We start from the raw sequence: 11725 nt of genomic DNA, 5'->3' as shown, positions 1-11725 counted from the left end.
CGCGTCGTCCAAGACATTGCGCATCACGATGGCGTGTCTTCGGCACGGGGCGTACTGGTGCTTTCGTCCTGTGCCGATAGCCCATCTTTGCTATGTCAACCACGAGTCGGAGAGCGTATGATCGCCCCATCAATACCGTATCGTCAGGATTCGATACTGATACTGTGAGACTAACAGTTCGCATCGTCACCATACTCATCGCTCTCACAGCCGCCTTCGCTTTCAGTGAGGACGCGGAGGCCAGCGGGCTGCTCGGCGACCTCACCAACACCCTCACCGACGTGGTCGAGACTACCACGGGCGCGGTCACCGACATTGTGTCGACGGTGATCCCGGCGGCGGCGCCGGTGACGGATGCCGTCGACACAACGGTCGGCACAACGACTACCGGCGTGAACCAGACCGTCGGGAACCTGACCAACCCCTCGACCGTGCCGTCGGTGGTTGACGCGACCGTCAATACCGTGGAAGGAACGACGCAGGCCGTAGGCGACATCGTCGACGCGGCTGTCACGTCGCTCCAGCAGTCACCCGAGACACTCGTTCCGAACCTTCTCCAGCAAACCACGACCAGTGTCGAGCAAACGGCGCAGTCGGCGGCCAGCCTCGTCAACGCCGTCACCGAGCCGGTTGCGCCGCTCGTGGACATGACCGGCACCATCGTCGATACGACCGTCCCGCTGGTCGATGAGACGTTGACCACCGTTCCCTCCGACCTCATCGACACGGTTGGGAACACGCTGCCGGCGACCCAACCGGTGCTGGATCCGGTTCAGCAGATCCTGCCGTCAGAGCCGGTGCTGGCCCCGATCCTGGGTGGCACCGCCGACACCGTGAATACGGTGGTGAACGACGTGGTCGCCCCGATTACCGAACCCATCCTGGGGAACACGGTGCCGGTCTTGACTGATCCGATTCTCAACCCGGTAACCGATGCGCTGACGCCGCCGAACGGGTCGACGACGCCCGCGCCGGGTAACCCGGGCGCGCCGCTGCCCGATCCCGACAATCCGGGCACACCGGAGGCGCCGGTGCCGACGCCGGAGGAGCCGATTCCCTCGGTGCCGGGCGGTCCGGGTACTCCAATACCGGGCGTGCCGGGCGATCCCGCCGCGCCGGGTGCGCCCGCGTGGCCGGTCATTCCGGCTCAGCCAGGAAACCCTGTGCAACCGAGTCTGACACCGCCACATCGCACCGCGCCGATCGTGCCGGTGCCGGGCGACACCATCACGCAGCCCACCCCAAGCCCGCGAACGCCAGCACTGCCGACCGGTGGCGCGACGCCGGCGCCGGTCACGACCCGCCCGAGCACGGCGAATCCAGCCGACTTGGTCACGGCGAATCCAGCCGACCTGGGCGCGGCGTCGCCGACCACGACGGGCCAGTCGCTGGTCGTAGTCCCCTTCGAGGTGATGCGCGCGCATCCGGCGGCCAATCCGGTCGGTCCGCAGCAGCTCGACCGCATCCTGCGCGGCGCGCCCCCGTCGCCGGTGCCATCCACGCCGCTGCCGGCGAATGGCCCGACGGCTCCTGCGCCGGCGCCTACGTCACCGGTGAGCTCGTCGGCGTCCAGCAACAGCAGCGCGTCCGCCGGTGACTTCCAGGGCCCGCTGGCGGCCATCCTCCTGTTGACCATACTGAGCCTCATTGCGGGTCACAAAGCCCAACAGTGGGTTCGGAGCGGCATCCCCAGCGGCATCCTGCAAACCATCCCGACTCCTCCCGGCTAGACCGGTGCACCGCGTGGTGAATCGCGCCGTGTGATTCGCCATGCAGCCACTGCATCGGAACATGCCGACAGATCGCCCAGGCCACACAGCCAGGGAGATCTGGATACGAGGAGTACACCGACATGCGAACGTTCTTTGCCGGCCTCGGCATGGTCGTGGCCCTGGTCCTCGGCCTGCTGGTCGCGGACGCCATGACGGCCGAAACCGCGCAGGCTCAGGAAGGCTTGGGACTGGACCTGGACGCGACCATCGAGGCAGTAAACCAGACCGTTACCGCCGTCACGGACGGAACCGTCACGGTTGTCACGAATACCACTGAGTCGCTGGTGCAGGAGAACGCCGCCGGGAACACTGAGACCACCACCGCCGTGAACGGACTCACCGGCATGGCGATCAACACGCTCGACGGCGTTCTCGGCCAGACTGGCCAGAACACCGAGAACGCCATCACCGGGCTGGTCGACAACGTGGTCGACATCGTCGATGACGTCGTCGATCAGGTCGTCGGTGATGGGACGCCGACGATCGATGTGCCCGGCGTGATCACCGTCGCGCCGACCGTCGATCTCAGCACGAACCTGTCCGACCCGACGGCGGGCCCCATCGTCGACATCGACGTGTGCGGCACCGTGGACGTGCTCGGGGCTCAGGTGAGCGCTGACTGCACGCCGTCCGACGCTCCCGACGCGGGCCTGCTCGATAGCGACATCGATCTCAACATCGGCATCGATCTGCCGCTGGGGCCCAACTCGTCGAGCGTGAACGCCGATATCTGCCTCGACGTTGGAGCGCTGATCGACGGCACCGATAGCTGCACCGATCAGCCGGGCTCGGGGCTGCTCGATGGTACGGCCCAGGTCGGCCTCGATATCGATCTGCCGCTCGGTCCCGACTCGGAGCAGCCGGATGTGGACGCCGATCTGTGCCTCGATCTCGGGGCGCTGGTCAACGGCACCGACAACTGTGCCGACGAGCCAGGTTCGGGTCAGAGCGGGCTCATCGGCGCCGTCGTGGACCTCGACCTCGACACGAACATCGGGCTGGTCGACGGGCTACCGCCCATCGATCTGGACACTGACGTGTGCCTGGATGCCGTCGTCCTGGGCACCCAGGATGACCGCTGCGGCTCGGGTCCAGGCGGAGGTCTGCTCGACCTGGTCGTTGACGCCGGGATCGACGCCGGCGTTGGCGACATCGGTGTCGGCGCGGACGTCTGCCTGAACCTGGGGCTGCTCCCGACCGAGTCGGGGGACGGGTGCGTCACGCCGGACGACCCGGGCAACGGGGATGATCCTGGTAACGGGGATGACCCCGGGAATGGCGACGACCCGGGCAACGGGGATGACAACGGTGACGACCCGGGGAATGGCGACGACAATGGTGACGATCCGGGCAACGGGGACGACAACGGCGACGACCCGGGTAACGGCGACGACAATGGTGACGATCCGGGCAACGGGGACGACAACGGCGACGACCCCGGCAACGGAGACAACGGTGGCGACAACGGCACCGGCGATGACGATGAGCCGGGCGACGGCACCGACCCCGGCGCTGGGAATGGCTCCGACGATGACGGTACCGACGATGGTACTGGCGACAACGGGGATGGCGCCGGAGACGGTGACGGCAACGGCACCGGCGACGGCTCGGATGGCGACGGGACCGTCGGCCCCGGCACCGGCCATCACGGTGGCCCGGGTGGCCCCAGCACCGGCCGTGGTCGGGTGAGCCCCATCGCCCACGCCGCCCCGAAGGCGGACGTCGACGCTATCCCGAGCCTGCTGCCGGTGACAGGTCAGCCGGTCGTGGCGACGGCTGCGGAGACGCCGGTGAACTCCGGGATGAACCCTGGTTGGTGGCTCCTGTTCCTCGGCCTCCTCAGCATCGCTGGTGGGCTGCGTCTATCCCGACAGCCGCGGTAACCCCGGCAGGTGGGGAAGGTGCGCGTGCGCACCTTCCCCGACCTCACCCGGCGCCGCTCAACTCGTCTCCAGACGACAGTGAGCGGGCCAGTGACCGGTGGAGACCGGTGAAACGGCAGAGGGATACGAACCATGACGCAGGCACCTGAGGAACGGACACGCAACGGCGACACGCTTGCCCGGACGCTGCTCCGCAGGGCGCTCTTCGGGATCGGATGTGTCGCCCTGGCAGCGGCGATCTGGACGCTCGTCGAGCCCACCGCCGCGCCCGGAGCGACACAGACCCCGGAGGCCGACGTGACAGGCGCCGTCGCGTCGCAGTCCGGCAGCACCGACCCGGAGCCGGCCAACCGGGCACGCACCGACCTTCCCGCCACGGCGGACGGTGCGAGCCCGGTGGATCCGGAGGCTCGGCGTGCCGCTCCGACCCATCTGTCGATCCCCTCGGCGGCGATCGATGTCGGCATCGTGCCGGTCACGAGCCACGTCATCACCATCGATGGGCAGCCCGTCCTGGAGTGGGAGGTCGCCGAGTACGCGGCAGGCTACCATGACACGTCGGCCCGTCCGGGAGAGCCGGGCAACATCGTGATCGCCGGACACAGCGACTGGAAGGGTACGGTCTTCGGCACGTTGGACCAGGTCGCGCTCGGTGATCCGGTCCTGATCCGCACCGAGGACGGCACGGTGCACCGCTATCGGGTGACGGAGATCCACTACCGGAAGGAGCGTGGCGCCTCACTCGCCGAGCGGCTCGCGGCCGGCGCGTTCATCGGCCCAACCGAGGACGAGCGCGTGACGCTCGTCTCGTGCTGGCCGCCGCTCGTCAACGATCACCGGCTGATTGTCGTCGCACATCCGGAGGAGACCGCCATGACGCCGTAGACGCTCAACCGAGCACGACCAGCACGAATATCCACGCCGTCTCCCGCTGCGTCGTCACGCATGTCGTCGGTCCGGCTGACCTGAGCCGGAGCGAAGCGTAGGCGTCGACGCTGGGGCCATTCGCCGGATCGTTCCACGAGAGCTGAATCCGGTGCCGGATCAGCATGCCCCGCCGCAGTCCGGCACGGAATCTGCGCTCCTTGGCTATCGGTTGGCCGAATCGGTTCCCGCAGCGCCACCAGGTGGCACGGCCACCGGTGGTGCCGAGAAAGACGAGCCATGATGACGACAGCGGAGATCCTGACGGAGTGTTTGCGGGCCCGGGGCGGTGATACCGTCACCCTCACGGCCGACACCGACAGTGTGCAGATCGTTGCCGGCCGGCCCGGATCGGTCTGCTTCATGTTCCAGCGGGAAGTCTCCCCGGGCGTCCGCTTCACCCTGGCCGAGGGGTTCACCCTCGACGGCGTGGTGCAGTATACCCAACGCGCGCTCCCGGAGGGGCGAATCGCGGACATCATCGCGTGCCTCGCGGAGGGCGCAGCCTCCCCGCGCCCGCGCCCCATCGGCACCGACCTGCTGGAGGCGACGGGCGGTCTCTGATTCAGCCTGCCTGGAACCGTATCTGCTATGCTGGAGGAGCCGGGAGCGACGCCTCGGCTCCTCTGCTGTACCCCCTTCCTGACAGGAGACCGACATGGCCAACCGACTCCAGCACGAGACCAGCCCGTACCTGCTGCAACACGCGGACAACCCGGTCGACTGGTACCCGTGGGGCGAGGAGGCACTGGAGGCGGCCCGTACCCAGGACAAGCCGATCCTCCTGAGCATCGGCTACGCCGCCTGCCACTGGTGCCACGTCATGGAGCGCGAGTCGTTCGAGAACCCGGACATCGCCGCCCTGATGAACCAGCACTTCATCAACATCAAGGTGGATCGCGAGGAGCGCCCCGACCTGGACACCGTCTACATGGCGGCGGCGCAGATGATGACTGGCCAGGGCGGCTGGCCCCTGACGATCTTCCTCATGCCCGACGGCAAGCCGTTCTACGCCGGCACCTACTTCCCGCCTGAGGACCGCTCCGGCATGCCCGGCTTCCCTCGGGTGCTGCTGGCCGTGGCCGAAGCCTACCGGAACCGCCGCGCCGACCTGGAGCGGGCGGCCAACGACATCCAGGGCCACCTCACCGAGCACTTCCGCTGGTCGCTCCCCGAGACGGCGATCACCCCGGCTCTGCTCAACGAGGCCGCCAGCGGGCTCGCGCGCCAGTTCGACGAGGCGAACGGCGGCTTCGGCGGCGCGCCGAAGTTCCCACCACCCATGGCGCTCGAGTTCCTGCTGCGCTACCGCCTGCGCACCGGGTCCGACACCGCCCTGCGCATCGTGGAGCTGACGCTGGAGCGGATGGCGCGGGGCGGCATCCACGATCAGGTCGGCGGCGGCTTCCACCGCTACGCCGTGGACGCGACCTGGCTGGTGCCCCACTTCGAGAAGATGCTCTATGACAACGCGCTCCTGGCGCGCCTCTACACCCTCACCTACCAGGCAACCGGCCACCCCTTCTACGCCGCGACCGCCCTGGACACGATCGAGTACGTCCTCCGCGAGATGACCTCGCCTGACGGGGGCTTCTACTCCACCCAGGACGCCGACAGCGAGGGCGAGGAGGGCAAGTTCTACGTCTGGACGCCCGAGGAGCTGGAGGCGGTGCTCGGCCCGGAGCAGGCGCCGATTGTCGCCCGCTACTACGGCGTGCATCCCGGCGGCAACTTCGAGGGCAAGAGCATCCTCCACGTGCCGGAGGCGCCGGAATCCGTTGCCGCGGCCTTCGACCTGACGATCGACGAGTTGGTCGAGATCATCGGCCCGGCACGGGAGAAGCTCTACGCAGCGCGCGCCCAGCGCGTCTGGCCCGGCCGCGACGAGAAGATCCTGACCGACTGGAACGGCCTGATGCTCCGCGCGCTCGCCCAGGCAGCCATCGCCCTCGGCCGTTCGGACCTGCGCGACGCCGCCGTGCGCAACGCCACCTTCCTGCACACGCACCTCTACCGCGACGGCCGGCTGCTCCACAGTTATAAGGACGGCGAGGCGAAGATCACCGGCTACCTGGCGGACTACGCGTCCCTCATCGCCGGGCTGCTCGCGCTCTACGAGGCGACCTTCGACGTCCGCTGGATCGCCTGGGCGCGCGACCTGACCGACCGCGCCATCGCCGACTTCTGGGACAATGAGGGCGGCGCCTTCTTCGACACCTCGGCGGACGATGCACCGCTCGTGGCTCGGCCCAAGGACGCGTTCGACTCGGCGACCCCGAGCGGCAACTCGCTGATGGCCGAATCCCTGCTGCGGCTCGGACTGCTCCTGGGCGAAGACGATTATCGCCAGCGCGCCATGACCGTGCTGGAACGCTTCGCCGCGCTGGCGGCCAAGGCACCGACCGGCTTCGGCCAGCTCCTCTGCGCAGCCGACCTGGCACTCGCCGAGGCGCACGAGATCGCGCTCGTGGGCGATCCCCAGGTGCCGGCCATGGCCGAGATGCTGGCCGTGGTGCAGCAGCCCTACCTGCCGCATCAGGTCGTGGCCCTGCGCCACCCCGACCAGGACGGCGAGGACGAGGTCATCCCGCTGCTCGCCGGGCGCACCGCGCGCGACGGCCAGCCCACCGCCTACGTCTGCCGCAACTACGCCTGCCGTCAACCGGTCACCACCGCCCACGACCTCGCCGCCGAGCTTGGTATGGCGGTGGAATGACGGCCCTCACCCCCTGACCCCCTCTCCCAACCTTGGGAGAGGGGGAAGATCGTGCACGGTCAAGGCGATCACCCCCTCTCCCCTTGTGGGCTCCGTCCGAGAGGGGGCTTGGGGGTGAGGGGGATGCATGACGCATGACGTGTGACGTGTGACGTATGACGCAACACACACCACGCCCCACACGCACCTTCCCTTAACACGAGGAAGCGGCCGCCGCCAACGGCCGCTTCCTCGCTGAGGAGGAGAGGAATAGAACGGGGTTTGCGAAATCGGTGCCGGCCGGCGGTGGCACGTCGGAGCGAGAATGCCGCCGGACCGGCTGGGCCGGTCGCTGCCTGGCCCGGACGCTACGTCAATGCGCCGGCCCTACTGATTCATACGCATGTTCCATGCCCGGATCGGCCCTCTTGGCACCCCCTATTAGTAGTGCTATTTTCCCCCGAGCGGAAACAACCGAGAGGGGGCGGGACAGGCGCCAAACCGCCCCCAGGCGGACGGAGGGACGTCATGGCGGACCGTGAAGAACTGCGCCGGAAGGTGATCGAGGCCATCGATCAGCACCGCGACCGGATCCTGGAGGTCGCCGAGACGATCCGGGTGAACCCGGAGATCGGCTATCAGGAGTACAAGGCATCCGCCCTACTCGCCTCCAGCATCCGGGAGTTCGGCTACGAGGTGGAGAAGCCCGCGGGCGGCCTGGAAACCGCCTTCGTCGCGGCGCGCCACGGCCGGGGCGACGGGCCCGTCATCGCCGTCCTGGCCGAGTACGACGCGCTGCCCGGCATCGGCCACGGCTGCGGCCACAACCTGATCGCGGCCTCGGGGCTGGCGGCTGCTATCGGCCTCGGCGCCGTCATGGACCACCTCAACGGGATCTTCGAGGTGATTGGCACCCCGGCCGAAGAGGGCGGGGCCGGGAAGGTCCGCCTGGCCGAGGCCGGCATCTTCAACGATGTCGACGCCTCCCTCATGGTCCACCACGGCGGCGACCGCACCGACGCGCCGGTCGAGTGGCCGGAGGGCACCTGCCTCGCGGTCGCCCATGTCGACTTCGAGTACTTCGGCAAGCCCGCCCACGCCGCGGCCGACCCCTACAACGGCGCCAATGCTCTGAACGGCGTGATCAAGCTCTTCACCGGCATCGACGCCCTGCGCCAGCACATCCACATGGAGTCCCGCATCCACGGGATCATCACCCACGGCGGCGACGCCGCGAACGTGGTCCCCAAGTACGCCGCTGCCAAGTTCTACGTCCGCGCCGCCTCGCGCGCCTACCTGGAGGAACTGCTCGACAAGGTGAAGAAGATCGCCGAGGGCGCCGCACTGATGACCGGCACCGAGGTGAAGATCACCGAGCACGAGATCTGCTACGACATGCGCCCCAGCTACGTGATCGGCAAGCGCTACCGGGAGAACATGGAGGCCGTGGGCATGGAGATCAGCCCGCGCGATCCCGGCCGCGGCATGTACTCCACCGACTTCGGCAACATCAGCTACCTGATGCCCGCCGTCACCGGCAGCTTCGCCATCAGCAAAGAGCCGATCCCGGGCCACTCCCAGCAGGTGGTAGATGCCTCCGGGTCCGAGTTCGGGTACGAGCAGTTGATCAAGGTCTCCAAGGCCATGGCGCTGACCGCGCTCGATCTCTTCCTGGAGCCCGAGCTGCTGGCCGCGGCCAAGGAGGAGCATCGCAACTGGGACAAGCTCGCCGCCCAGTAGTTCACTGACCGGCGGTATTCCCGCCGCTCGGACGCATCATCGTTCCGCCCGGCCCCTGACTCCCACGGGGCCGGGCAAACCTCCGCCGACGCCGCCGTTCCCTGGGAACGCGCTCTCCGCGGCCAACCACGCGCAGACGCTCCTCCCCTACATGATCGACCCCACCCATCGGTCCTGATCTCTGGGTGTACGCTCTCTCCGATATTGCCCCGTTGTTAGCCCGCGGCATAGGATGGGATCTGGAGGAGCATCCTTCCTAATCGCCGGAGCCATCGCGTACATTCGCGGCGACTGGTGAGAGGTGGAGAAGGTCGAGGCGACATGACAGAGGTCCTCATCGGTCGGCAACCGATCTACGACCGCGATCTCCGCGTGTTCGGCTATGAGCTGCTCTTCCGCTCGGCCGAGCCCGGCCAGGCGACCATCGTCGATGGCGAGCGCGCCACCTCCGACGTGGTGCTCAACGCCCTGGTCGAGATCGGCCTCGACCGCCTGGTTGGCGACGCCCACGCCTTCATCAACCTGACGCACAACTTCGTCCTCGGCGGCTACCCCACGGCCCTCCCACCCGACCGGGTCGTGCTGGAGATTCTGGAGAGCGCGCCAGCGGACGACGATCTGGTGGGGGCTGTTCGCGGGCTGCGCGAAGCCGGGTACACCGTGGCGCTCGACGACTTCGACTTCCGTGACAGCCTCCGACCGCTGGTTGAGACGGCGACCATCGTCAAGCTGGATCTCCAGGCACTCGGACGGCCCGGGGTTGAGGCCAACGTGCGGCGCCTGCGGGGATACAACGTGCGCCTCCTGGCGGAGAAAGTCGAGACGCACGACGACCTGGCGTTCTGCCGCGAACTCGGGTTCGACTACTACCAGGGCTACTTCTTCTGCAAGCCGGACCTCGTCCGCGAGCGCCGGATACCGGGCAACCGGCTCGCGGTCTTGCTACTGCTGGCCAAGTTGCAAGACCCGGAAACCGACTTCTCCGAGCTGGAGGCCCTGATCGCGCAAGACGTCTCGCTCAGCTACAAGGTGCTGCGGCTGATCAACTCGGCATTCTACGCCCGCCCGACGAAGGTCGAGTCGATCCGCCAGGCGCTCATCCTCCTCGGTACCCGGCTCGTCGCCACCTGGGTGACATTGATCGCGATGGCGAGCGTGGAGGACAAGCCGACCGAGTTGATGACCACGGCAATGGTGCGCGGGCGCATGTGCGAGATGCTGGCTCGCGCGCAGCGCGTCCCCAACAAGGACATGTACTTCACCGCCGGGCTCTTCTCAGTGCTCGACGCGCTGCTCGACGCCCCGATGGCCGAAGTGCTGGAGCGGCTGCCGCTCTCGGATGAGTTGGAGCAGGCGCTGCTGGAGGGCACCGGGCCGCTGGGAGCGACCCTGCAAGCGGTCCTGGCGTACGAACGCGCCGAGTGGGACGCCATCGACCTGCCGGGCGTTGAGCCCCACGTCCTCGCGGCAGCCTACCTCGACGCCATCGCCTGGGCCCACGACATGCGCGCCGCCCTCACCTCCTGACCGTGTCCCTCCCCACCTGTCCGGACGGTCATTGCACGCGGCCCGATTCTCGCGTTAGACACAAGCAGGAGCGGCGCGACTGTCGCCCCGGCGCCGGATGCGTTATGCTTCAAACTACCACGGGTGTCGGCTGCGCGCCCCATGCGTGACCGGAGCGAGCAGGAGCACAACCATCGAAGAACTGATTCTCACCTACGGCATCGTGATCATGGCGCTCATCGTCTTCCTGGGCGAGCTTGGCATGCCGACCGGGGTGCCAATCGAGGTCGGTTTGCTCCTCGCCGGGGCGCTCGCGGTGCACAGCGTGCCGGAACTGATCTTCGCCGTCCTGCTGGTCACCGCGGCCGACGTGCTCGGTGGCGCCACACTCTACTTCGTCGCCCGCACCGGCGGGGTCCGGCTGCTCGACCGCATCCTGCGCCGCTTCGGCCGGCGCGGCGAAGAGACTGTCTCCCGCTGGCGGCAACGGCTGGGCGGTCGCGACGTGGGTGTCGTCGCCATCGGCCGCTCACTGCCACTGGTGCGGATGTACGTCTCGATCGGGTCGGGACTGCTGCGCTTCCGCCCCCGTGATTTCCTCATCGGCGGGATCCCTGGCGGCGCGATCTGGAGCGGTACCCCGATCGCGCTCGGCTACCTCTTCCGATCCGACGTCCACCGGCTCGTGACCGAGTACTCCAAGGTCTCGACCTGGGCCTTCGCGTCGATGCCGGCACTCAGCGCAACGATCGCGCTGGTGTGGTGGATCCGCCGGGGTCACAGCACCTGGGTGCGGCTGCAGCGCGGGCGGATGGTTCTGAGCGTGGTGATCGCAGGGGTAGCAGCAGTGTTCCTCGTCCGCACCATCGCCCTGCACGGCGCGGCGCTCAGCGCCGGGATGGCCGCCATCGGCCGGCCGCTGCTGACGCCGTGGGTACTCCTGCTCGCGGGTTTCGCCGCCGCGCTGCTCAACGTCGCGCTGAGCGACCTGATGGCCACTCTGCGCCGGCGCGAGGTACACGCCCCCTTCGTCCGACCCGTCACCGCCGAGCTTGCCACCACCGTACTCTGGGCATCGCTCGTGCTCGCCGTCGGCGCGATCATGTTCGGTATGCACATCCACTACCCGGTGCTGTAGACCACCAGGGCACGGAATATCCCGGCTCTCTTCATCGTTACCAATAGGTAAGCCCCGATGCGCCGTT

At 68.1% G+C, this 11725-nt stretch carries 8 protein-coding genes; all 8 read left to right on the top strand.

Annotated features, from left to right (window positions below):
* Nucleotides 1-164 precede the first annotated feature (164 nt).
* Nucleotides 165-1730 (top strand): hypothetical protein, encoded by a 1566-nt coding sequence (locus STHE_RS00665; RefSeq protein WP_012870623.1) that lies wholly within the window; start codon nt 165-167, stop codon nt 1728-1730.
* A 122-nt stretch (nt 1731-1852) separates the two neighbouring features.
* On the top strand, nt 1853-3655 hold the full coding sequence (locus STHE_RS18935) for a hypothetical protein (protein WP_012870622.1): 1803 nt from the start codon (nt 1853-1855) through the stop codon (nt 3653-3655).
* Nucleotides 3656-3787: 132 nt separating this feature from the next.
* Nucleotides 3788-4540, top strand: a complete 753-nt coding sequence (locus STHE_RS00655; protein WP_012870621.1) for a sortase — start codon at nt 3788-3790, stop codon at nt 4538-4540.
* A 279-nt stretch (nt 4541-4819) separates the two neighbouring features.
* Nucleotides 4820-5143: a hypothetical protein gene (locus STHE_RS00650; RefSeq protein ID WP_148219856.1), complete on the top strand. Its 324-nt coding sequence runs from the start codon at nt 4820-4822 to the stop codon at nt 5141-5143.
* 94 nt (nt 5144-5237) lie between these two features.
* A complete protein-coding gene (locus STHE_RS00645; protein WP_012870618.1) occupies nt 5238-7295 on the top strand; it encodes a thioredoxin domain-containing protein in 2058 nt (685 codons plus the stop codon).
* Nucleotides 7296-7802: 507 nt separating this feature from the next.
* Nucleotides 7803-9014: a M20 family metallopeptidase gene (locus tag STHE_RS00640; protein WP_012870617.1), complete on the top strand. Its 1212-nt coding sequence runs from the start codon at nt 7803-7805 to the stop codon at nt 9012-9014.
* Nucleotides 9015-9335: 321 nt separating this feature from the next.
* A complete protein-coding gene (locus STHE_RS00635) occupies nt 9336-10541 on the top strand; it encodes an EAL and HDOD domain-containing protein (RefSeq protein WP_012870616.1) in 1206 nt (401 codons plus the stop codon).
* Nucleotides 10542-10686: 145 nt separating this feature from the next.
* Nucleotides 10687-11658 (top strand): DedA family protein, encoded by a 972-nt coding sequence (locus STHE_RS00630; protein ID WP_041398673.1) that lies wholly within the window; start codon nt 10687-10689, stop codon nt 11656-11658.
* Nucleotides 11659-11725 lie beyond the last annotated feature (67 nt).

The sequence above is a fragment of the Sphaerobacter thermophilus DSM 20745 genome (assembly GCF_000024985.1).
Lineage (GTDB): Bacteria > Chloroflexota > Chloroflexia > Thermomicrobiales > Thermomicrobiaceae > Sphaerobacter > Sphaerobacter thermophilus.
The sequence above is the reverse complement of the archived record's forward strand: the minus strand, read 5'-3'. Positions and strand labels throughout refer to the sequence as shown.

Coding starts and splice junctions, on each gene's coding strand:
- STHE_RS00645 (WP_012870618.1), top strand. CDS start 5,238: ATGGCCAACCGACTCCAGCACGAGACCAGCCCGTACCTGCTGCAACAC.
- STHE_RS18935 (WP_012870622.1), top strand. CDS start 1,853: ATGCGAACGTTCTTTGCCGGCCTCGGCATGGTCGTGGCCCTGGTCCTC.
- STHE_RS00640 (WP_012870617.1), top strand. CDS start 7,803: ATGGCGGACCGTGAAGAACTGCGCCGGAAGGTGATCGAGGCCATCGAT.
- STHE_RS00635 (WP_012870616.1), top strand. CDS start 9,336: ATGACAGAGGTCCTCATCGGTCGGCAACCGATCTACGACCGCGATCTC.
- STHE_RS00655 (WP_012870621.1), top strand. CDS start 3,788: ATGACGCAGGCACCTGAGGAACGGACACGCAACGGCGACACGCTTGCC.
- STHE_RS00650 (WP_148219856.1), top strand. CDS start 4,820: ATGATGACGACAGCGGAGATCCTGACGGAGTGTTTGCGGGCCCGGGGC.